The following is a 23,355-nucleotide window of genomic DNA, read 5'->3' as shown; positions in this document are numbered from 1 at the left end:
TGGCTAGTACCAGCCGCCGCCCAGTGCCCGATACACATTCACCGTAGCATTGAGCTGCTGCATCTTGGTTTCGGTCAGGTCAAACTTCGATTCCAAGGCGTCGCGCTGAGTGAAGAGCACTTCGGTGTATTCAGCCCGAACGGCTTTGAACAAGCTGTTAGAGATGCGGATAGACTGGTTCAGAGCCTGCACTTCCTTGAGCTTGGCGTCGTAGCTCTTCTGGAGATTGTCGATATTGGAGAGCTGGTTGGCTACCTCCACGTAGGCGTTCAGCACGGTGCGGTCGTAGTTGTACACCGCCTGTAGCTGCACCGCATTGGCGCTGTAGTAAATGGCCTTGATGCCATTGCGGTTGATGAGCGGGGCAGCCAAATCGCCGGCTATGTTGTATAGCATCGACTCGGGCGAGTTGAACAGCAAACCGGGCTTGAACGCCTCAAAACCCGCGCCCGCCGAGATGCCCAGCGAGGGGTAGAAGTTAGCGCGCGCCACCTTCACATCGAGCTTGGCAGCTACTAGCTGCTGCTCAGCCTGCCGAATGTCGGGGCGGTTGTTGAGCAGTTGCGCTGGAATGCCCGCCTGAATAGTAGTCGGCACCAACGCATTAAACGCTTGGTAATCGCGCACGATGGGCTGCGGGTAGCGGCCGGCCAGGAAGTTTAGGTGGTTTTCGGTTTCGGTGATGCGCTGCTGCGTCTTGTATTGCAGGCTGATGGTGTTTTGCACCTGCGCCTCAAAACGCTTCACCGCTAGCTCCGTCACGCGAGCCGATTCCTTTTCCTGCTTCACGATACGCAGGGCATTTTCCTGAATCTCAATGTTCTGCCGGATGATAGCCAGCTGATTGTCAAGGGCCAGTAGCTCGTAGTACGAGTTGGCAATCTCGGCAATGAGGTTGGTTATCATGAAATTCCGGCCTTCTATCGAGGCCAGGTAGCGCGTAGCGGCCGACTTGCGGGCGTTGCGCAGCTTGCGCCAGATGTCCACTTCCCAGCTCGCCGACACGCCTACCTGGTAGTTGGCCAGTGGGGTAGGGTTGGCGCGGTCGTCCCGAATAGGAACCCTCTCCTCCGTGGCACCTTGCAAGGTGTAGCGACCGGGTTTGGCTACATCAGCCCCCGCCCCGATAGAAACGGAGGGCATGTAGTCGCCGGTGCGAGCCCGTATCTCGTTGCGAGCCAGCTCCAGTTCCTGCGTGGTGATGTTCAGTTCTTGGTTGCGTTGCAGCGCGCTGTCGATGAGAACTACCAGGTTGGGGTCGGTGAAGAATTGCTTCCACCGCATGCGGGCGGTGTTGGTGCTGTCCGTGGTAGCGCCCACGTAGGAGGCCGGGGTACTGCGGTTTTCGTTGCGCTGCGTCAGCTCCGGGAGTTTGCAAGCCCCCACCGCCAGCGCGAGGCCGACGGCGGTTAGGCCCTGATAAATGCGTCTTCTAAGCATGGGTTATACCTTCTTCGTCCACTAAAACACGAGGCTCAAACCCTTCGCTCACTGGATATTCGTTCTCGTCGTCAATCAGCTTGCTCTTCGAGGCCATCGTGCCAAACACGTAGTACAGGCCCGGCACAATAACTACCCCGAACACGGTACCGAAGAGCATACCCCCTAGGGCTGCCGTGCCGATGGTGCGGTTGCCGATGGCGCCCGCGCCGGTGGCAATCACCAGCGGAATCAAACCAGCGATGAAGGCAAACGAGGTCATCAAGATGGGGCGGAAACGGGCCTTGGCGCCTGCAATGGCCGCATTGCGAATCGACATGCCGTGCTCGTGTTCCTGCACCGCAAACTCTACAATCAGTACCGCGTTCTTACCCAGCAGGCCTACCAGCATCACGAGACCCACCTGGGCGTAGATGTTGTTGGCCAGGCCCATTACCTTAATGAGCAGGAAAGCGCCGAAAATACCGGCCGGCAGCGACAGAATAACCGCCAGTGGCAACAGGAAGCTTTCGTACTGGGCAGCAAGCACCAGGTACACGAAGGCAATCACAATCAAGAAGATGTAGATAGCCTCGTTGCCGCGCGATACTTCGTCTTTCGACAAGCCGCCCCAGTCGATGTCGTAGCCCCTAGGTAGGGTTTTGGCTGCTACTTCCTGCACGGCCTTAATGGCCTCGCCCGAGCTGTAGCCCTGGGCCGCATCACCGCGGATAGAGGCCGTGGTGTACATGTTATAGCGGTTGATTTCGTTGGCGCCCTGGGTTTTCTCGATTTTCATGAAAGCCGAGAACGGTACCATTTCGCCCTTGTCGTTCTTCACCCACATGTCCAGAATGTCCTTGGGCAGGCGGCGGTACTCAGGCGAAGCCTGCACGTACACCTTAAAGAAGCGCTGGTACTTGATGAAGCCCAGCTCGTAGGTCGAGCCAATCATGATGCTCAGCGTGTTCATGGCGTTGCCAATGCTCACGCCTTTCTGCATGGCGAGGTCGTTGTCAATCTTCAGCTCGTACTGTGGGTAGTTGGCCGAGAAGAAGGTGAACAGACCAGCCAGCTCCTTGCGCTTTTTCAGCTCGCCGATGAATTCTTCGTTTACCTTTTCCAACGCCTTGTAGTCGCCCGAGTTCGTCTTATCCAGCAATTGGAGCTGGAAACCGCCCGCTGCGCCGTAGCCCGGTACTGCCGGCGGCTCGAAGAATTCGATGGTCGCGCCCGGAATCTCGTGCGCTTTTTTCTCCAGGTTCTCCACGATGTCGTGGATGGACTCTTTGCGCTCGCTCCACGGCTTCAAGCTAATCAAGCAGGTACCAGCGTTCGAGCCGCGACCCTCGGTCAGTACCTCATAACCCGCTAGGGTCGAAATGCTTTCGATGCCAGGCACATCCTTGGCCAACTGCTGCAAGCGCTGCGAAATGTCGTTGGTGCGCTCAAGCGTCGAGCCGGGAGGCGTCTGAATGATGGCATAGAGCATGCCTTGGTCTTCGGCCGGAATAAAGCCGCTGGGCAGCTTAGACGAGATGCCGAAAATGCCGAGGGCGAACACAATCAGGATGCCGAAGGTGAACACGCGGCGGTCGACCAGCTTTTCGAGCAGGTTGGTGTAGCGGCCGGTCAGGCGCTCAAAGCCACGGTTGAACCAGTCGATGAAGCGGTTGATGGGCGTCTTTTTGCGGGGCTGGCCATGATTGTTTTTCAGAATCATGGCGCAGAGTACCGGCGTCAGGGTCAAGGCCACCACGCCCGAAATCACGATAGACGTTGCCATCGTAATCGAGAACTGGCGGTAGAAAATGCCCACCGGGCCGCTCATGAAAGCTACTGGCACGAACACCGCCGTCATCAGGATGGTGATGGCGATAATGGCGCCGCTGATTTCACCGATTACTTCCTTCACCGCCCCAAATGGCGAGAGGTGTTTCTCCTCCATCTTGGCGTGCACGGCTTCCACCACCACAATGGCGTCGTCGACCACGATACCGATGGCAAGTACCAGCGCGAAGAGCGTAATCATGTTGATAGTCAACCCGAACGCCTGCATGGCCGTGAACGCGCCAATCAGCGACACCGGCACGGCGATAATCGGGATGAGCGTCGAGCGCCAGTCGCCCAAGAACAGGAACACCACGATGGCCACCAGAATGAAGGCGTCGCGCAGGGTGTGGATTACGTTCTCGGTCGAGGCGTCGAGGAAGTTCGACACGTCGTAGCTGATTTTGTAGTCCATGCCGGGGGGCATGGTTTTCTTCAGCTCCTCTAGCTTGGCTTTTACGCTCGTGATTACGTCGCTAGCGTTCGAGCCGTAGGTCTGCTTCAGCATGATAGCCGCCGAAGGGTAGCCATCGAGGTTAGAGTAGATATCGTAGAATTCGCTACCTAGGGACACGTCGGCCACGTCTTTCAGGCGCAGCATCTCGCCATTAGAGTTAGCCTTTAGAATCACGTTCTTGTATTGATTCTCGTCGTTGAAGCGACCCTGATAAGTCAGCACGTATTCCAGCGCTTCGGCGCGGCCCCCGTCGGAGCGGCCAATGCGGCCCGGCGAGCCAATTACGCTCTGCTCGTCTAGGGCCTTCATCACGTCGTCGGCCGAGATGTTATAGGCACGCATGCGGTCGGGCTTCAGCCAGATGCGCATGGCGTACTGCCGGCTACCTAGGATGCTCGCGCGGCCGATACCGTCGATACGCTGAATCTCGGGTATCATGTTGACCCCAGCGTAGTTGAACAGGTACTTCATGTCCGTGTTCTTGTCCTTGCTGTACAAGTTCACGTACATCAGCATGTTGGGCACCACGCGGTTTACGATGAGGCCCTCGCGCTGCACCAGCACCGGCAAACGGTTCACCACCTGCGCAATACGGGTGTTCACGTTCACCACCGCCTGCTCGGGGTCGGTGCCTAGGTTGAAAACAATCTGGATGTTGGCCTCGCCGGCGCTCACGGCGTCGGAGGTCATGTACTTCATGCCCGGCACGCCGTTCACGGCCTGCTCCAGCGGGATGAGTACCGACTCGGTGAGCACCTTGGCGCTAGCCCCGGGGTAAGCGCAGCTCACCATGACCATGGGCGGCGAAATCTCCGGAAACTGCGAGGTCGGTAGGGTCTTGATGGCCAGCACGCCCATGAACACGATTACCACCGAAATCACGATGGCAAACACTGGCCTACGAATGAATTTACTGAACATATTTCACGCTAATAAATTGACAACCAAACCCTACTCAGAGTACACTTTCAGCTTAGGCAGTACTTGCTGCGGCGATTCGTAGGTGTAGCTGATTTTATCGCCATCCTTCACCTTGCGAATGCCTTCGAGCAAAATCTTGTCGCTGGGGGTGATGCCGTCCTTCACGATGTAGAGGTCAGGCATTTCCGAGGCGATATTCACCTCTTTCTGGTGCACTACATTGTTCTTGTCCACCACGTACACGAACTTCTTTTCGAGTACTTCGAAGGTGGCTTTCTGCGGAATAATGAGCGCGTGTTGCAGTGGTACCGTCATCAGCACACTGCCGGTTTCGCCGTTGCGCAGCAGCCCGTCGGGGTTGGGGAAGGTGGCCCGGAAGGCGATGTTGCCGGTTTCATTATTGAAGTCAGCCTCAATAGTTTGTACCTTGCCGGGGTAGGAGAATACCTCGTTGTTGGCCATCTTCAGGTGCACGGTCACGGCCTTGTCGCCAGCCTTAGCGTGCTCCTTATAAGCTAGGTACTCGGCCTCGGGCACGTTGTAATACACCCACATCTTGCTGTTATCGGAGAGGCTCGTTAGCAGGTCGCCCTCATCTACGAGGCTACCTAGGCGAGCCTGGAAGTGGTCCATAATGCCCGTAAATGGCGCCTTGATGGACGTAAACTGCAAGTGCGTTTTGGCCAGCGACACGTCGGCTTTGGCCTTGTCGTATTTGGCCTTGGCCAGCGCCAGCTCATTCTTCGATACGATGTTGCTGTCGGCTAGGCTCTTCGTGTTCTTATACTCGATGCCTACGTAGCTGGCCTCGGCCTGCGACTTTTGCAGGTCGGCGTTATATATCAGGGGCGTAATCTGGAACATCGGCTGCCCCTCACGCACCGTCTGGCCCTCATCTACAAATATTTTTTGCAGGTAGCCTTTTTCCAGCGCGCGTAGGTCGATGTGCTGATAGGCGTGAATTTGAGCTACGTATTCCTTGGTAATAGTTGTGTCCTTTGCCAAGGGGCTGGTGACCAGTAGCTTAATCTGCTCTTCCTTCTCTTCTTTCTTATCCGCGCAGCTGGTGAAAAATACGCCGCCCGAACCTAGAAGCGCGAGCAGCAACGTGTTCTTTATAAATGCATTAAGTACCATCAGATAGGTGCTTGGTAATCTCGGGAAATGTGTGGTGTTTTGACGATGAGCGAAATACTTAGGACCGGCCCCGTGCGGTGCAGGGAGCCGGCGATATGCTATCAGCCCATGTTTTTGTTGGTGGAGCCGTGGCAAAACCGACGACTTTCAGTACCAAATAAATATTTTTACATGCTTCACAAGTGGCTCTGTATAAAGCAGAAGCCAGTTAATACCAGCACGGCGGCCGGTCTTAAATCAATTCTGGGAGAGCAAAACCGAGGGAATAGGTCGACGAGCAAGTGCCTTCGTCGTGCTGGGTGATACAAAGCTCATCACCTTGCCATTAAGACAATATGAAGGAATGAGTCCCAATAATTTAGGTGTTCTTCATCTAAGGCCGTAGCTTGGGAGTGGCCTTGTTATATAGCTGTGATTCAATATTTTGTGCGCTAGGCAATCTGGCGTCGGCGGCCGAGCTTTCGGATAAAATTCAAAAAAGATTGGTGCTTTGTAAAAACTACTATTGCTGCATACAGCAACCGCCCTTCATCACCTCACTTGCTACTATGAATCGACTTGCTTCGCTTTATAGTAGCGGTGGCTGTAGTGCTCTACCACTAGGCCTACCTCCACTGGTATAAGGGCAACCTGGGCCCCTAAGCTGCCCTGCCATAAGACGTGTGTGTACCCTAGGCAGCAAGCTGTTTTTTCCTGATTAGCGGCTACGTCATTTTGCATAGCGCACAAGGCAAAACGCCAGGTCAATTCTTTGTGTCCAGGGGGCGGTGCCCATACCCGTCCAGACCCTACTAGGCGGCGTGCTCGCTCTGCGGTGATGCACCAGCGCCGGCCAGCCTACGTGGCCGCAGGTTAGCCGCTGCTCTTCGGCGTGTCACTGCAAGACTGCTGCTCCAATTAGACATGCTACTCCTTACTGCCCGCGGGTTCCGGCCAGATGGGACGACATACTTAATAGCGGCGGGGTGGCTTATGTCTCTATGTACCTATTGCACCACAACATGGGTTGCCTTGTACTGCAGCACTTAGGTGGGCGCGTATAAAAGCGCGTGTTGCTAGCGAGGATGCTGCCAGGGGTGGTGGTGCTGGCTGGGCAGCTGCACAAATATTTAGAGCAGCTAATTGGCAGAAAAGCCAGTGGAGCTAGCTGGTGACACGTTGCAGTTGCCTAGCCCTAGGTAGGCGAGCCGGCGCCTACAGCTATCGTAGCGCTGCCTACCAAAAGGCTTTTACCGCTAGCACAAAAAGAGCTAGCATAGCTAATAATACCCAAGCTAGTATATTGTAATTGAAAGGTTTGGTATACTCGTTTTTGCGCGAGCGTCGGCGTTTTCTAGCGTTGAGAGTAGGGCTGCGAGTCATACGGGAGGGACTAGTTATAGGAAAGCAAAACTGAGTCAATCACAGCTTGAAGTTAAAAGCCGCGGGGACTGTTTTGACTACGGCTACTTAAATTTAATAATATAATTACTGATATTATTCCTGTTGGCGATTGATTTTAGTCAGTCTTAGCTACGTGCGCGGCACGGCACTTGTAGTAGGCTAGCTACTATGAAAAAACTTCTTCTTTTGGGTGGGTACCTGTGGGCCTTCGCCGCTCAGCCAGCCAAGGCTCAAACTAGTCAAGCCGATATTGTAGTGATGAAGGTGCTGGAGTCTCGGCTTGGCACCCGCATCGTGGTAGCGCGCAGCCGAGGCTTTGCCGACGAAACAGAAGTGAAGCCTAACATGGCTAGCGACGAAGCCAAGCTCATGCGGGATTCGGCTGAAAAAATACAGGAGGTGTTAACGGGGCTCTACCAGCAGGGCTATGCCATCAAAAGCTCCTTTAGTGGCAGTGAGGGCGGCCAGAGCACCCTAGTGTTGGTAAAAGGGCAATAAGCCGGTCGCCAGGTTGCTGCGCACTAAATAAGGTGGTCAATACGTTTTAAATAGGAAATTATTTTAATCCTATTTGACCATGAAATTATTTGATAAAATGCGGGCCATGTTTACGCCGAAACCCGTGGTGATACCGCCCACACCGCTCTACTCAGACGAGGAATTTCTGGAGTTTATTGCGGCTCAGGCCCGCAAGCGCACCCAGGAGGAGCAGGCTGCCCTAAGCAAGCCGGCAAACCCAGCCGCCCCGCTGGGCAATGCTGCCTAGGGGCGGCCGCAACCATTGCGTGGCCCAAGGGTTAACAAGCGATGGAAACGCCCGCGCTGCCCACTTTTGGCTTCGACGCCTACCCCCAAACGGCCGAGCTACTGCACCCTAAGCCTCCCACTGAGGCCCTGGAGCAGCTAGTGGTATATCGGCGCGAAGAGCGGTTTGCCACGTGCCGCCAGCACATCGAGCTGCATCGACGCGCTTTTTATAAGCTCTCGCTGATAGCGGAAGGTGGAGGAGACTTCACGCTAGATAGTGAGGTAGTAGCCGTGGCGCCTAGGTCCATCTTGCTGGTGCCGCCCGGCACCGCCCTGAGCTGGCGCCTACACGAGGGCCCACAAACGGGGCTGTACTGCTTTTTCTCGCCCGATTTTTACAACGCTGGCTTGCTACCCGGCTACCAGCTTGGGGCCATGCTGGCGGGCGGCGCGCCCTACGTGTACCATGCCGCCTCGCCAGCCGAGTACGCCACGCTGGCCCAGAGCGGCGAGCAGCTTTACGCCCAGCAGGCCCACCTCGAAAAGGCCCGCCACCACCTGCGCCTGCTACTGGCCGATGTGCGCGAGTGGGAGCGACCCATCGCCTCAGCTACCGCCCAGACGCCAGTGGTGCAGCAGTTTTTGCAATTGATAGCGGTGCGCTTGGCGGCAGCTACCGAGCCGGTATTGACCCTGGACGCCTACGCCGCTGACCTCTGCCTAACGCCGAAACAGCTGAGCGCATTATGCCGCCAAGCTACTGGCCAAAGCGCGGCTAACTTGCTCAAAGAGAAGGTAGCCACGGAGGCTAGGGTGCTGCTGACGGGTACGCAGCTACCCATCAGCGACATTGCCTACCGGCTCACGTTTTACGACGCGGCGCACTTCTCGCGCTGGTTTCGGCAGGCGGTGGGGCAGGCGCCATCGGCGTATCGGGCACAATTCACGACGTACAAGTAATTCGGCATTTCGTACAAAGAGGACGCTGGGTGAGCCCGGTAGCTTTGCCGATAGGTGCCCTAGGGCATCGCTCACCTGGCAGGGGCGCCCTAGGGCGCCCCGCAGCCACTCTTTTTTGTACGTACTTCAATGGAAAAAATCGCGCTTATAGTAGGAGCCAGCGGCATTATTGGCAGCAACCTGGCCCACGAGCTCATTGCCACAGGCTGGACGACCTACGGCCTGGCCCGCCGCCCCCAAACCGATGTAGCCGGCCTGCACCCCGTGGCGGCCGACCTACTCGACCCCGCCAGCCTCGACGCGGCCCTGGCCGATATTAACCCCACGCACGTGTTCTTGACCAGCTGGCTGCGCAATGACACCGAGGCTGAGAACATTCGTGTGAACGGCGGTATGGTGCGCAACCTGCTGGCCGCGCTCAGCCCCAAAAAGTCGGTGCAGCACGTGGCCCTCGTCACAGGCCTCAAACACTACCTAGGGCCGTTTGACTCGTATGCCCGGGCCGGTGCGCTGCCGCCCACGCCAGTGCGCGAAGAAATGCCCCGGCTCGACGTCGCCAATTTTTACTACGCCCAGGAAGATGAAGTGTACGCTGCCGCCGAGCGCGATGGCTTTACCTGGAGCATCCACCGCCCCCACACCATTATTGGCAAGGCCGTGGGCAACCTCATGAACATGGGCAGCACGCTGGCCGTGTACGCCAGCATTTGCAAAGAAACTGGCCGGCCCTTCCAGTGGCCCGGCTCGCAGGCACAGTGGGAAGGCTTGTCGGACGTGACCGATGCCCGCGTGATTGCCAAGCAGTTGGCTTGGGCTGCTACGGCCGAGGCAGCCCGCAATGAGGCCTTTAATATCACCAATGGCGACTACTTCCGCTGGAGCTGGCTGTGGCCACGGCTGGCCGCTTGGTTTGGCATCGAGGCCGCGGGCTTCGATGGAACTGTGCACTCGCTGGAAGAGGCTATGGCTGGCGACGCGCCGCTGTGGCGCGACATGGCCGCGCGCTACAACTTGGCCGAAGCCGACCTCGACCGGCTGGCCTCGCCCTGGCACACTGACCTCGACCTAGGGCGCCCCATCGAAGTGATGACCGACATGTCGAAGAGCCGCCAAGCGGGCTTCCACGTGTACCAGCGCAGCGAAGAGTCATTTTTTGACCTATTTGCCCAGCTGCGCTCCGACCGGCTGATTCCGTAACCTACTTTCTTCCTGCTATGTCAACCCAACCCAACAGCCTAGCTGCCGCCGACGACCGCGCTGACAATGGCCACCGGCCGCCCGCGCTCACCAGCTACCACACTACTACGGCGCCGCTCATCGTCACGCCCACCTTCCTGACGCGGGCCGATGCCACGCCCCGCACCGAGCGGCTGCAAGACGAAAACTCGACCCGCGACCGCCGCGGCGAGGGTATCGAGAACCCCGATGCCGAGCCCGCCGAAATTGCGCTAGAGCTCAACCCTAACCTCGATTTTGAGCATTGGGATGAGTACTGGCGCAAGGTGCACGGCCCCAAGTTCGCGTATGAGGAGCCGGGCACCGACAACGAGCTGGTGCTGCGCTACGACCAGGTGCACCGTGTGGCGGCTGGGCCGTCGTCGTTTTTTCAGCCGCCCTACCGGGCCATGACCCAAGAAAACGGCAAGCTTGTGGATGACCCCTATGCTCGGGTGCCCGCCTACCAGCGCCCGCGCTTTGATGGCTTTGCCTACATCGCCTACGCGGCAGAGGCCGATATCAACCGAGTGCTGAAGCAGGAGCAGTATGCCAAGCGCATTATTGCCGACGAGCAAACGGTCTTCCGCTTGGTGACGCGTGAGATTACCCGCGAGTACATTTTGCTGCCTAGCGCGCAGCACCGCGACCCGATTAGCCTAGTCAAAATCCACCACCGCCGGCCCGAGTTGAGCCGCGAAGCGTTTCAGGAGCGTCTGCTGCGGCAGCACGCGCCGTTGGTGCTGGCCCAGCCCGCCACGCACACCTACGTGCGTCGCTACGCCCAATTGCACAACATTGGCTCGTCGCAGCAGCCCGACCCGGAAGGGGAGCTGATTGATGCGATTTCGGTGCTTGCCTTTGCCAGCATGAACGACGTGGAAGATTACCTAGTGAGCGACGAGTACCGCACCATCGCGGCCGACGAAGCCACTTTTGTAGACGTGGCCCGCTCCGAGTACTGGACGGGGTTGAATTACAGCGTTATCAACCGCTTGCTGCCCGAGCTGGCGACTAAATACTAAACGTTTAGCAGCGATAAATTACAAGCCCCTTGCCGCCTGTCCTGCTGAGCTTGCGAAGCTCTCTACTACTTCCTTCAACGGTATGGTAGAGATGCTTCGCAAGCTTAGCAGGACAGGTGGGAAGGGGCTTTCTGATAAAATATAAAATGGGCTTTAAGTACGCTCGCTAAGAACTCAGCCCGAACTTTGGTGGCTCGCCCGCCTCTGTCATTATGCTGCTTCGCCTAGGTCTTGTTATTCTTCTGCTGGCCCTGGGCATGGCTTACAGCGCACGGGCAGGTAAGCTTACCATTCCGGCCGTGTGGACGGGTGGGGTACTGGGCGTGTGCATCTACCTAGGGGCCGGCTTTATGGGCCTGGGTCTGCTGGCCACGTTTTTTGGCCTGGGCACGGCGGCCTCGGCGTGGCGCGTTTCCGATAAGCGCCGCCTAGGGCTGGCCGAAGCCAACAAAGGCCGTCGCACGGCTGGGCAGGTGCTCGCTAATGCCGGCCTGGCTGGCCTGCTAGGTTTAGCTGCGTGGCTGCTGCCATCGTTTGCGCCGCTGGGCCGCCTCATGCTGGCGGGCGGCTTTGCCGCCGCCACGGCCGATACGCTGGCTTCTGAGTTAGGCAATATCTACGGCCGGCGCTATGTCAATATTTTGACCTTCAAGCCTGACCAGCGCGGCTTGGATGGCGTTATTAGTGCCGAAGGGACGCTGCTGGGGCTGGCGGGCAGTGCAGTGCTAGCCAGTGTGTACTGCGTAGCCGAGGGCTGGTACCCGGCCTTCGGCATCTTGCTGCTGGCTGGCACGGCGGGCAACCTAGGCGACTCGCTGCTGGGTGCCACGCTAGAGCGGCGCCACTACTTGCCTAACGATGGTGTCAACTTCTTGAACACGCTTATTGGAGCGCTGGTAGCGGCGGGCTTATCTGCTGTGTGGCCCCTCAGGTAAGCTCGGCCGGTACCTAGGTTGGTACTTACATAATTCGGGTATTTGCCAGCCCTGGCTTGCTGGCGGCCGTATTGTTTTTGCACCTAACCTAGCACTAATGAGCACTGAACAAAACGAACCGCGCCCAACCAACAGCGAAATCAGCCCCAAGCCCATGGGCTATCCTACGAGCGAGGAGAACATGAAGGAGCAGCCCGATTGGGATATGTCGAACTACAAGCCGGCGGGCAAGCTCACCGGCAAGGTAGCCCTCATTACGGGCGGCGACTCGGGTATCGGGAGAGCCGTGGCCCTGGCCTACGCCATGGAAGGCGCCGACATAGCCATCGTGTACCAATCTAATGCTGAAGACGCCGCCGTGGTCGGCAAGGCCGTGGAGGCTCAGGGACGTAAGTTCCTCGCCATTCAGGCCGACGTGCGTTCGGCTACTGAGTGCCGCGAGGCCGTGCGCCGCACCCACGCCGAGCTGGGCGGCTTCAACATCTTGGTGAACAACGCCGCTTACCAAAAGGGCTACGAGCACTTCGAAACCATCCCGGAGGAGAACATCCACCGCACCTTCGATACCAATATCAAGGGCTACATCTTTATGGCCCAGGCCGCCATTCCCTTTCTGAAAGAAGGCGACGCCATCATCAATACCGGTAGCATCGCGGGCATTGTCGGCAATCAGCATCAGGTAGACTATGCCTCTACCAAGGGCGCCATCCACACCTTCACCAAGAGCCTAGCCGCCTACCTAGGCGAAAAGAAAATTCGGGTGAATGCCGTGCTGCCTGGCCCCATCTGGACGCCGCTCATCCCCGGTACCATGCTTCAAGAGGACCTAGACAAATTTGGTGACGAAACTATGCTCGGTCGCCCCGGTCAGCCCGAGGAATTAGCGCCATCCTACGTGTACTTCGCCTCGCAAGATGGCAGCTACTCGACCGGCAGCCTACTCGAAGTAACTGGCGGCATGCCTAAAGGCTAGAAACGAGTTAAGAGTAGCTGCCCCGTATTTGTCATGCTGAGCTTGCGAAGCCTCTCTACTGCACTGCTGAAGCGATAGAGATGCTTCGCAGGCTCAGCATGACAAGATGCGGGTAGAAGTTGTAATTAAAGAGCCGCTTGGCTGGCTACGCTAGGAATCAGATTCCAACGTAGCCAACCAAGCGGCTTTTTCGTGTTTAACGCGCCTAGGTGTATTACTTAATTGAGATACAGGCGGTGCGTGATTTGAAAACGGTGCGGCGCGAACGCATTATAGTAAGGCGCCTCACCCATAAAGGTGAGCACGTGCACCAGCGGAATGCCTTCGAGGCGGCTGTCTACCACGCGCACGGGGTAAACTTGGCCCTGCACTGGCCAGTCGCCGCTATGGTTGGCGGGGCGGGCAGAGTCATCGAGGCACACGGCGTAGTCAAGAAAAGGAGCAGCCGTAGTGGCCTCCGCTAAAGTGTAGCAACCAACTTCCATAGGACAAAAATACCCACGCGGCGGGCGGATAGTTCCGGCACCCGCCGCCATGGTGCCAGGCTGTAATTACGCAGTAGGCTCGGCGGTGGTTCTACTGCTGGCGCACGGGCGTGTTCCAGCCGCCACCTAGGGCGCGGTACAGAGCCACGGCTTGCAGCAGCTGCGTGCGGCGCAGCTCGGCCAGGCTCAGTTCGGCATCGAGCACGCTGCGCTGGGCCGTAATGATTTCCAGATACGTAGCGTAGCCAGTGTATTGCAGGTCGGTAGCAATGTCCACGGCCCGGCGCAGGGTCACTACTTCCTGGCGGCGCAGGGTGAGGGCGCTGTCGTAGTTGGCCACGCCGCGCAGGGTGTTTGTGACCTCGCGCACGCTGGTTTGCAGGGTTTGTTGGTACGCGTAGTACGTTTCAAGGCTAGCGGCGGTGGCGCGGTTGCGCTCGGCGCGCAGCGCACGGCGGTTCAGAATGGGCGCGCTCAGGCCTCCTAGGATGCCCGCCACCACCGAACCCGGCTGAAACAGCAGCGACGACCGGAACGCATTAACTCCCACATAGGGCGTGAGTGTGAGTGCCGGCAAAAAGGCAGCCCGGGCGGCGTCGAGGTCGGCACCATTGGCGGCTAGGTTTAGCTCGGCCTGGCGCACATCGGGGCGGCGCAGCACCAAGCGGGAGGGCACGCCGGCCAGCAGGCGCTTAGGTACTTGCACCTCGGCCAGCTCGGCGGGCCGCGCAATGCGGCGCGGGTAGCGGCCCATGAGCTGATTGAGTTGGGTTTCGTTTTCTACGATGCGCTGCTTGGTCTCATAGGCCAGGCTGCGGGTGCGCAGCACCTGCGCCTGAAACTGCTGCACGGCCAGCTCGGTGGCGCGGCCGGCTAGCTTCTGCACCTTGGTTATTTCGAGGGCCCGCTCTTGCAGTAATAAGTTGCGCTGCAAGGTAGCTAGCTGGTTGTCAAGGGTCAGTAGTTCGTAGTAATTGTTGGCTACTTCGGCAATCACACTTGTGATTACCAAGCGCCGCCCTTGTTCAGTGGCGAGCAAGCGCCCCTGCGCCGCGTTGCGCAGGCTGCGCAGGCGGCCCCACAGGTCTACCTCCCAGGTGCTGCGCAGCCCTAAGAAATAGTCGGGTGTGAAGCCAGTCGGCACCACTTGGTTCGCGTCGATGTTTTGCGACAAGTTGGTGTCGAAGTTGCCCACACCATTAAGGGTGTAGCGCCCGTAGCGGTCGAAGCCCGCCGTGCCGGTGGCATTCACGCTGGGCAGCAGTGCTCCGCGGCGTTCTAGCACAGCAGCACGGGCTTGCTCTACGCGCTGACTGGCTTGGCGCAGGTCAAGGTTTTGCTGCAAAGCCGTGTCAATGAGCCCAATGAGGGTTTTATCGGCAAAGAACTGATTCCACGCCAGGTCGCCAATGCTGGTGCTGTCGTTGGGCGCTGGGTAGCCGTAGGTGGTGGGTAGCGGGGTGGCAGCAGGGTAGGAGCGGGGCGCGGTGATTTGGCAGGCACCTAGGGCTACTAAAGATGTTGCTAGCAAGGCAGTGCAGGCTCGCCGGGCGCGCGACCCTGCCCCCGGTCCTACTGCACTCGACGCGCAGAGTTCTTGAGCAGAGGGAAGCCGAACGGCCCGTGGTTTAGTGAAAACAGAAGCAAAAAACCTAGCTAAATACATCAGAGATTGTAGTTCAAATTCAGTAATCATCTAGCTCCCTTCCGCGAGTGAAGGGGCTAGGGCACCAGGGGCAAGCTGATTGCTCGGAGTTGGCGCTCGTTGAGCCTAGGCGTGTGCCGGCTCTTCCATTTCTTCTTCCACCGCTTCGGTAGCTGGCTCTTCCTCGTCTTTATCCTCCTTGGGTATCATGCCCGCGAAAATGACGTAGAGGCCCGGCACCAGCAGCAGCCCGAAAGCCGTGCCCACCAGCATACCGCCTGCTGCCGCCGTGCCGATGCTGCGGTTGCCTAGGGCGCCCGCACCGTGCGCTACTACCAGCGGCATCAAGCCCAGAATGAAGGCGAACGAAGTCATCAAAATCGGCCGCAGGCGCGAGAGCGTACCCTCGATAACGGCGTCGAAAACCGAGGCCCCGGCGCGGCGTCGCTGCTCAGCCACTTCAATTACCAGGATGGCATTTTTGCCCAACAGGCCAATGAGCATTACCAGCGCTACCTGGGCATAGATGTTGTTTTCGAGACCTAGGACTTTCAGGAACAGGAAGGCCCCGAAAATGCCCGTAGGCAAGCTCAATAGCACCGGTAGCGGCAACAAAAAGCTCTCATACTGCGCGGCCAGAATGAGGTACACGAACACGATAACCAGCGCAAAAATGTAGATAGCCTGGTTGCCCGACAGCACCTGCTCGCGGGTCATGCCGCTCCACTCAAAGCTGTAACCCTTGGGCAGCACCTTCTTAGCGGTTTCCTCAACGGTCTTGATAACATCGCCGGTGCTGTGGCCGGGCGCCGCGTCGCTGCTCACCATAGCCGAGGTGTACATGTTGTAGCGCGTAAGCTGGTCGGGACCGTACACGCGTTCCAGCCGCACAAAGGTCGAATAGGGTACTAGCTCGCCGCGGTTGTTTTTCACGTACAGCTTCAGTAGGTCTTCGGGGTTGGTGCGGTACTCGGGACCGGCCTGCACCATCACCTTGTAGAGCTGGCCGAAACGGATGAAGTTGGAAGCGTAGTAGCTGCCAATCAATGTTTGCAGGGTGCTCATGGCCGCGTCTACAGTCACGCCTTTTTTAGCGGCCTGCTCCTGGTCAACGTGGATGAGGTACTGCGGGAAATTGGCGTCGTAGTTAGTAAATGCCGAGCTGATAGCCGGCGACTTATCGAGGGCCAAAATGAAGTCTTTGGTGACATCAGCCGTGCGCTGCAGGTCACCAGTGCCCGACTTATCGAGCACGCGCAGCTCCACGCCGCTGGCATTACCAAAGCCCGGCACCGCAGGCGGCGGGAAGAACTCGATGCTAGCATCAGAAATGCCCTTGGTTTTTTCGCGCAATTCAGTAATGAGGTCATCTACCGACTGCTCGCGGCCTTCCCAAGCGGACAGGTTTATCATGCCCATGCCGTAGGTCGAGCCCGCCACGTCGTTGAGTAGGCTATAACCGGCCAGGGTCGATACCGACTCCACAGGCTTGAGTTTAGCCGCTACTTTCTGAATCTGGTCAAGCACTTCCTCGGTACGCTCTACCGTGGCCCCGGCGGGCGTAGTCACGTTCACGTAAATCATGCCCTGGTCTTCGGTCGGAATGAAGCCGGCGGGCAGAATCTGGCTCGTGCCGTAGGCCAGCCCGATGAACACCAGTAAGGCACCTAGGGTAATGACGCGGCGGTGCGCCACCACACCCAGTACCTTTTTATAGCCGTCGGCCAAGCTGTCGTAGCGGGCATTAAACCAGTTGAAAAAGCGGCCCATCAGGCCCGGCTTCTCGTTGTGCTCTACCGGCTTAAGCAGCAGCGAGCACAAAGCCGGCGTTAGGGTCAAGGCATTCACGGCCGAAATCAAAATGGCCGAGGCTAGCGTGAGCGAAAACTGCCGGTAAAACACGCCCACCGGCCCGCTCAAAAACGACGTGGGCACGAATACCGCTGTCATTACCAAGGTAATAGCCACGATGGCCCCGCTGATTTCGTGCATGGCCGCGAAGGTGGCCGCACGGGGCGCTAAGTGCTCGTTGTGCATCTTGGCGTGCACCGCCTCGACCACCACAATAGCATCATCGACCACGATACCAATGGCGAGCACCAAGGCAAAGAGCGTCAGCAGGTTGATACTGAACCCTAGGAGGCTCATAATAAACAACGTGCCGATAAGCGCCACCGGCACTGCCAGGGCTGGAATAAGTGTGGAACGGAAATCCTGCAAAAACAGGAACACCACGATAAACACTAGGATAAAGGCTTCCACTAACGTCTTGAGTACCTCATGGATACTGGCATCGAGGAAGCGCGACACGTCGTAGGCGATGCTGTAGGTCATGCCGGGCGGGAAGCTGGTGGCTTTTAGCTCGGCCATGCGCTCCTTTACGCCCGCGATAACCTCGCTGGCATTAGAGCCAGGGCGCTGCTTGAGCATGATGGCCGCTGAAGGCCGCCCGTCTTCCTTCGACACCATGCCGTAGGTGAGCGAGCCAAACTCGATGTCAGCTACTTCCTTGAGCTTGAGCACCGAGCCGTCGGGGTTGGCGCGCAGTACGATGTTGCGGTACTGCTCAGGCTTGAACATTTTGCCGGTGTAGCGCAGCACGTATTGCAGGTCATGGGCTTGGCGGCCCGAGCTTTCGCCCGATTTGCCAGGGGCAGCCTCCACGTTTTCGGCCCGGATGGCGGCCACCACGTCCTCGGTGCCCACGTTGTAGGCGGCCATACGGTCGGGTTTCAGCCACACGCGCATCGAGTATTCGCGGGCGCCCATAATCTCGGCCAGGCCCACCCCGTTGATGCGCTTGAGCTCCTGCAAGATGTTGATATCGGCGAAGTTGTAGATGAACTTCTCGCCCGCGGCCTTGTCGGTGCTCGTGATGTTGAGATAGAGCAGCATGGAGTTTACCTCCTTTTCGGCCGTCACACCAGCCTTAATTACCTCTTCGGGCAGCTCATCAATTACGGTTTGCACGCGGCCCTGCACGGCCACGGCCGCTAGGTCGGGGTCGGTGCCCACCTGAAAGAACACCTCGATGAGCGTAGTGCCGTCATTGCTGTTTACCGACGTCATCGACGTCATGCCCGGCACACCATTGATGGCGCGCTCCAGCGGCGTGGCTACGGCCTTGGCGCACACCTCGGCATTGGCTCCGGTGTAGTGCGCCGTCACGGTCACCGAGGGCGGTACGATGTCGGGAAACTGCGTGATGGGCAGCTGAAACAGCGCTAGGCCACCTAACAAGGTTATCAATAAGGAGATAACCAGCGAGAGGACCGGGCGGCGAATGAAGATATCGAACATAGGATAGGTTGCGCGGAATCTGTAGTCTGTGTTTGGGTAGGCCAGTTAGAAGCAACTGTGGATTTGCGGCTTATAAAGTCCGCCCAACAGCGGCTACCGCACTTTGGCCACGTCTGTCGCCGGCGGAATTTCTGCTTTGCGCGGCACCACCTTTAGGCCGTCTTTGACCTCCTGTGTGCCTTCGTATACCACGCGCTCACCGCGTTTGAGGCCACTTTTTACCACGTAGTCGCTGCCAGTGCGGGTGCCAGGCACAAAGCTGCGGGTATGAGCAACGTTGTTGCTGTCAAGCACATATACGTAGCTCTTGTCCTGAATCTCGAACACGGCCTTTTGTGGCACTAGCAGGGCATCAGACACTACATTGGTGAGGCGCACGCGGCCGGTAGCACCGTGCTTGAGCAGGTGCTGCGGGTTGTCGAAGCGGGCGCGGAAGGCGATGGAGCCGGTGTTTTCGTCAATCTCGCCTTCCGAGGTTTCGATGTAGCCAGGGTAGGGGTAGCGGCTATTGTCAGCCAGCACCAAGGCTATCGTATCAGAGTTGCTGCGCTCGGGGTGCTCTTGGCGCAGGCGCATCAGCTCTAGGTACTCGTTTTCAGGTATTTCGAAGTAGGCGAATACTTGGCTGAGGTCCGACACCGTAGTGAGCAACGTGGTTTCCTCAATCAGGCTACCCACCTTGAGCGGAATGCGGTTGATGATGCCGTCGAAGGGCGCCCGTACTAGCGTGTAGTCTAGGTTGAGGCGAGCCGTGCTTTGGCGAGCTTGCGCCTCGGCCACGTGCGACTGCGCCGTGCGCAGGTTGGCTCGCGCCAAGTCGGTCTCGGTCTTAGCGATGATGTTTTTATTTACTAGCAGCTGCACGCGCTCTAGCTGCACCTTAGCCGAGGCCACCTCCGCCTCGGCAGCGGTTTCGGCAGCTTTGGCGCGGGCCAACTGGTTTTGGTATTCGCTGGGCTGAATGCGGAACAGCGGCTGACCTTTCTTCACAAACTTTCCCTCGTCCACATAAATGTGCTCGAGAAAGCCGCGCACTTTGGCCCGCACCTCCACGTTGCGCTCGGCCTGAATGTCGGCCACATGCTCGTGGTAGAGGCGCTGGTCGGTGGTGCGCAGGGCTACCACGGGCACCTGGGGCGGGGCCGACTCTTCCTTTTTAGCGGTTTCGTCGTCGTCCTTGCCGCAGCTGCTCAGTAGCAGTAGGCCCGCGGTCAGGCTAGCCAAAAGGGTGCCGTGGCCCGCTATTTTGTCTTGAAAAAGAGACACTTGGTAAGGTGTATAATTTGTGAATTTAGGATAGTACGCAAACGCCGGGCGCACGTTAGCGCTCCGGCGAATGGGCGGCTAGGTTAGTGGAGTCGCGGCGCAGGCTGGCGGCCTGGCAGCGGGCCAGCATAGTTTGAGTAAGGGTGAGTTCGGCCCGGGTGGCGATGAGGTCCTCGGCATCGTCGTCATCGTCGAGTAGCGAGGAGTAAGCCGTCAGGCCATCGGTGCGGCTCAGCAAAAAGCAATTGAGCGCCCCCGACAGCAGCAGGGCCACGGCCAGCAGCGCAGCCAGCACGCGGTAGCGGGTATCGGCAAAAGGAAGGGGGCGATTCATAGTGCAAAGCACCCCCGCCGACATTAAAACCGTCTGAGAACGGTATTAGAATAGATTAAACTTATTAATAGGGGCTACACTGGCAGCCGCACCGTGGCCGTAGTGCCTTCGCCCGCCGCCGACTCTATCGCCAGTTGCCCGCCGTGCAGGCGCACTACCTTTTGCGTTAGTGGCAGCCCTAGGCCAAAGCCCGGCCGCCCGGCCGCGCTGCGCGCCCGAAATAGTGGCTCGAACAGCCGCGCCTGGTCGGCGGGTGCAATGCCGGGGCCGCTGTCCTGCACGCTCACTTGCAGGGTATTAGAGTCGGGATAGCTTAAGGTCACGTTTACAGCGGCTTGCGAGTATTTGCAGGCATTATCTAGCAAGTTGAAAAGAGCCGTGGTCAGTAGCTCGGCATTGCCAGGCAGACTGAAAGGCTCGGCCGATGCGGCCGCGGGTACCGGGCCGATGCTAAGCTGCACGTCGCGGCTGGGGTACTTGGCCTGGGCATAACCTAGGGCCGTGGTGAGGCACTCATCGAGGCGCACGGGAAGCAGGCGCGGCGAGGGCGCATCGGCCCGGGCCAATGTGAGCAGGCCGTTGGTGAGGGCGATAAGGTGGCGCACGTCTTCGAGGCCCGAGGTGATGCTTTCCTTACTTTCGTCTAGAGTGTCGTCGTAGGCCAGCGAGGTTTCAAGCGTGCCTAGCAGCGTGGCCAGCGGCGTGCGCAGCTCGTGCGAGGCGTGCGACAAAAAGCTTTTCTGGGCCTCAAAGGCCTGTTCCACGCCCGCCAGCATCTGGTTGAAGGTGAGGGCAAGGCGCGCTATTTCGTCGCGCCGGTTGCCCTCGTCTACCCGCTGGCTGAGGTTGGAGGCGGTGATTTGCTCTACCTGCTCGACCACGCGGGCGATGGGCTGCAAAAACTGATTGGCCAGCACCCACCCGGCCAGGATGATGAGCAGCAGCGTGCCCACATTGCCCACCACTAGTATAAGGCGCAGTGTGTCGAGCTGCGAGTGACCTAGGCGGTCGATAGCCGATACTTCTACTTGATACGTAATGCCTTGCGACTTGTAGCGCACGCGGGTGCTTTCAAGTTGGTCGGCTAGGTCGGGCGGCACCGAGGCGGCTTCGGCAAACAAGGTTTGCCCTGTTGGACTTACGATGCGCAGGCGCTCACCGGTCATCATCAGCAGGTCGCGTGGGTGCACTGGCCCCGCCGGGTGCCCGCTCCTGATAAGCACCCGCGCCGCCAGCAGTGCGCTGGCTTCCATGCGGTGCACAAAGCGTTGCCGCCGCGCCGCCGCCTGGAAGTAGTAGACAAATGCCGAAAACGCCACCAGCAGCCCCGCCACAAGAATGGTAAAGCGCAGGATGAGCTTGGTGCGGATGAGCATAGGGTTGTAGCTGTTCAGTCATGCAGCGCGCAGCGCAGCGTGACTAATATAAAGTGGTGTTTACTCGGCCCGCATCACGTAGCCCATACCCACCACGGTATGGATAAGCTTGGGCGAAAACCCACGGTCGAGCTTCTTGCGCAAGTAGCTCACGTACACATCTACCAAGTTGGTGTTGGTGTCAAAATTTACGTCCCACACGTGCTCGGCTATCGCCACCCGCGAGATGATGCGGCCCTGATTAAGAAGCAAATATTCGAGCAAGGCGTATTCTTTGGTAGTGAGGTCAATGCGTTGCCCAGCGCGGGTCACCACCTTGGCGTCGAGGTTCAGCTCTAGGTCAGCCAAGCGGATAACGTGGCGCGTAGCCTCCACGGCTGCCTGGCGGCGACCTAGGGCCCGCACCCGCAGCAATAATTCCTGAAAGGCGAACGGCTTTACTAAGTAGTCATCGGCCCCGGCCTCAAACCCCAACACCTTGTCTTCCAGGCTGTCAAAAGCCGTTAAAAAGATAACGGGCACGTGCGGGTAGTCGGCCCGGATGCGGCGGCACAGCTCAAACCCATTGAGCAGCGGCAGGTTGACGTCAAGAATAATCAGGTCGAAGGGCTGCTGCTGGGCCAGCGACAGGCCCATTTGCCCGTCGTAGGCAATGAGCAGGTCGTAGCCTTCGCTGGTCAGCCCTTTCTTGATGAAAGAAGCTAGCTTGGGCTCGTCTTCGACTAGCAGGATTTTCATAGAGGAGGCTGAGTAAGGAAAGCCGGGTACAAAAGTAAAAAGCCCCGCGCCCGAGTAGGGCGCAGGGCTTTTAAGCTGGAACCATATTCTAGCGTGAGGTTAATACCTAGGGCCGGCGGTTTACGGCGTTGAGGTCTTCGAATGCGATTTTCAAACGCGCTACGAAGGTTTCTTCGCCTTTGCGCAGCCACACGCGGGGGTCGTAGTATTTCTTATTAGGCGAGTCGGGACCGTTGGGGTTGCCGATTTGGCCTTGGAGGAAGCCTTCGTTTTTCACGTAGTATTTCTGAATGCCTTCCCAGAACGCCCACTGCAAGTCAGTGTCGATGTTCATCTTGATGGCACCGTAGCTGATGGCCTCGCGGATTTCCTCCTGGCTCGAACCCGAGCCGCCGTGGAATACGAAATTGATAGGCAGCGCCTCCTCAATGTTGTGCTTCTGGCGCAGGAACTCCTGCGAGTTGTGCAAAATCTTGGGCTCCAGCTTCACGTTGCCGGGCTTGTACACGCCGTGCACGTTGCCGAAAGCAGCGGCGATAGTGAAGCGGGGGCTCACGGCGCTGAGGTGCTCGTAGGCGTAGGCCACTTCCTCAGGCTGGGTGTAAAGCTTGCTCGAATCAACGTCCGAGTTGTCTACGCCGTCTTCTTCGCCGCCGGTCACGCCTAGCTCGATTTCGAGCGTCATGCCGATTTTGGCCATGCGCTCCAGGTATTTTACGCAGGTTTCGATGTTCTCCTCAATTGGCTCCTCCGACAAGTCGAGCATGTGCGAGCTGAACAGCGGCTGGCCGCGCTCGGCAAAGAATTTCTCGCCGGCTTCGAGCAAGCCATCAATCCAAGGGAGCAGCTTTTTGGCAGCGTGGTCGGTGTGCAAAATCACGGGTACACCGTAGGCTTCGGCCATCAGGTGCACGTGGTGTGCGCCCGAAATGCCGCCCGCGATGCTGGCTTGCTGCTTGTCGTTGGGCAGGCCTTTGCCGGCGAAGAACTGAGCGCCGCCATTCGAGAATTGGATGATAACCGGCGAGTTGAGGTCGCGGGCCGCTTCGAGTACGGCATTCACGGTGTCGGTACCAGTTACGTTGACGGCCGGTAGGGCGTAACCATTAGCCTTGGCGTGCTGGAAGAGGGCCTGCACTTCGTCGCCGTGCAGAACGCCGGCGCGCAGGCCGGTGAGTGTGGATGTTGCCATGAGAAAGAAACGTTAAC

The 23,355-nt window shown here is 58.4% G+C and carries 18 protein-coding genes; 7 read left to right on the top strand and 11 right to left on the bottom strand.

Features of this window, described 5'->3' with window-relative positions; translation table 11 throughout:
* Positions 1–3 precede the first annotated feature (3 nt).
* Genes FNT36_RS18145 through FNT36_RS18135 form a run of 3 tightly spaced genes read right to left on the bottom strand, consistent with a single transcriptional unit; the run spans position 4 to position 5,764 of the window.
* On the bottom strand, positions 4–1,440 hold the full coding sequence (locus FNT36_RS18145) for a TolC family protein (RefSeq protein WP_144850555.1): 1,437 nt from the start codon (positions 1,438–1,440) through the stop codon (positions 4–6).
* On the bottom strand, positions 1,433–4,627 hold the full coding sequence (locus tag FNT36_RS18140) for an efflux RND transporter permease subunit (protein ID WP_144850553.1): 3,195 nt from the start codon (positions 4,625–4,627) through the stop codon (positions 1,433–1,435). The genes FNT36_RS18145 and FNT36_RS18140 overlap by 8 nt, the downstream gene beginning before the upstream one ends.
* A 30-nt stretch (positions 4,628–4,657) precedes the next feature.
* Positions 4,658–5,764 (bottom strand): efflux RND transporter periplasmic adaptor subunit, encoded by a 1,107-nt coding sequence (locus FNT36_RS18135; RefSeq protein ID WP_144850552.1) that lies wholly within the window; start codon positions 5,762–5,764, stop codon positions 4,658–4,660.
* A 1,551-nt stretch (positions 5,765–7,315) separates the two neighbouring features.
* On the opposite strand from FNT36_RS18135, the gene FNT36_RS18130 reads away from it, so the two are divergent.
* From FNT36_RS18130 to FNT36_RS18100, 7 genes are all read left to right on the top strand, one after another.
* Positions 7,316–7,645: a hypothetical protein gene (locus tag FNT36_RS18130; protein ID WP_144850550.1), complete on the top strand. Its 330-nt coding sequence runs from the start codon at positions 7,316–7,318 to the stop codon at positions 7,643–7,645.
* 79 nt (positions 7,646–7,724) lie between these two features.
* Entirely contained in the window at positions 7,725–7,913 is a 189-nt protein-coding gene (locus FNT36_RS18125) for a hypothetical protein (RefSeq protein WP_144850548.1), read from the top strand.
* A gap of 41 nt (positions 7,914–7,954) precedes the next feature.
* A complete protein-coding gene (locus FNT36_RS18120) occupies positions 7,955–8,854 on the top strand; it encodes a helix-turn-helix domain-containing protein (RefSeq protein WP_144850546.1) in 900 nt (299 codons plus the stop codon).
* A gap of 129 nt (positions 8,855–8,983) precedes the next feature.
* Positions 8,984–10,051, top strand: a complete 1,068-nt coding sequence (locus FNT36_RS18115; protein ID WP_144850544.1) for an SDR family oxidoreductase — start codon at positions 8,984–8,986, stop codon at positions 10,049–10,051.
* 17 nt (positions 10,052–10,068) lie between these two features.
* Complete coding sequence (locus FNT36_RS18110; protein ID WP_144850542.1) at positions 10,069–11,094, top strand: EthD domain-containing protein; 1,026 nt, start codon at positions 10,069–10,071, stop codon at positions 11,092–11,094.
* A 212-nt stretch (positions 11,095–11,306) separates the two neighbouring features.
* Positions 11,307–12,029, top strand: coding sequence for a DUF92 domain-containing protein (locus tag FNT36_RS18105; RefSeq protein ID WP_144850540.1), 723 nt, complete (start codon positions 11,307–11,309; stop codon positions 12,027–12,029).
* Between the two features lie 97 nt (positions 12,030–12,126).
* Entirely contained in the window at positions 12,127–13,002 is an 876-nt protein-coding gene (locus FNT36_RS18100; protein WP_144850538.1) for an SDR family oxidoreductase, read from the top strand.
* Positions 13,003–13,220: 218 nt separating this feature from the next.
* Here FNT36_RS18100 and FNT36_RS18095 read toward each other — a convergent pair whose 3' ends face one another.
* The 8 genes from FNT36_RS18095 to fbaA all read right to left on the bottom strand — a co-directional run bounded on the left by FNT36_RS18095 (position 13,221) and on the right by fbaA (position 23,338).
* Positions 13,221–13,487, bottom strand: coding sequence for a hypothetical protein (locus tag FNT36_RS18095; protein WP_144850536.1), 267 nt, complete (start codon positions 13,485–13,487; stop codon positions 13,221–13,223).
* Positions 13,488–13,578: 91 nt separating this feature from the next.
* Positions 13,579–15,018 (bottom strand): efflux transporter outer membrane subunit, encoded by a 1,440-nt coding sequence (locus FNT36_RS18090; protein ID WP_233636032.1) that lies wholly within the window; start codon positions 15,016–15,018, stop codon positions 13,579–13,581.
* Between the two features lie 240 nt (positions 15,019–15,258).
* Positions 15,259–18,432: an efflux RND transporter permease subunit gene (locus FNT36_RS18085; RefSeq protein ID WP_144850532.1), complete on the bottom strand. Its 3,174-nt coding sequence runs from the start codon at positions 18,430–18,432 to the stop codon at positions 15,259–15,261.
* Positions 18,433–18,525: 93 nt separating this feature from the next.
* On the bottom strand, positions 18,526–19,698 hold the full coding sequence (locus FNT36_RS18080; protein WP_233636031.1) for an efflux RND transporter periplasmic adaptor subunit: 1,173 nt from the start codon (positions 19,696–19,698) through the stop codon (positions 18,526–18,528).
* Between the two features lie 55 nt (positions 19,699–19,753).
* A complete protein-coding gene (locus FNT36_RS18075; RefSeq protein ID WP_144850530.1) occupies positions 19,754–20,032 on the bottom strand; it encodes a hypothetical protein in 279 nt (92 codons plus the stop codon).
* A 74-nt stretch (positions 20,033–20,106) separates the two neighbouring features.
* Entirely contained in the window at positions 20,107–21,408 is a 1,302-nt protein-coding gene (locus FNT36_RS18070; RefSeq protein WP_144850528.1) for a sensor histidine kinase, read from the bottom strand.
* Between the two features lie 60 nt (positions 21,409–21,468).
* Entirely contained in the window at positions 21,469–22,146 is a 678-nt protein-coding gene (locus FNT36_RS18065) for a response regulator transcription factor (RefSeq protein WP_144850526.1), read from the bottom strand.
* 106 nt (positions 22,147–22,252) lie between these two features.
* Positions 22,253–23,338, bottom strand: coding sequence for a class II fructose-bisphosphate aldolase (gene fbaA, locus FNT36_RS18060; protein ID WP_144850524.1), 1,086 nt, complete (start codon positions 23,336–23,338; stop codon positions 22,253–22,255).
* Between the last annotated feature and the right edge of the window lie 17 nt (positions 23,339–23,355).

The organism is Hymenobacter setariae, assembly GCF_007713685.1.
In the GTDB taxonomy this organism is placed as follows: Bacteria; Bacteroidota; Bacteroidia; order Cytophagales; family Hymenobacteraceae; genus Hymenobacter; species Hymenobacter setariae.
This window is presented reverse-complemented; position numbering and strand designations above follow the sequence as displayed.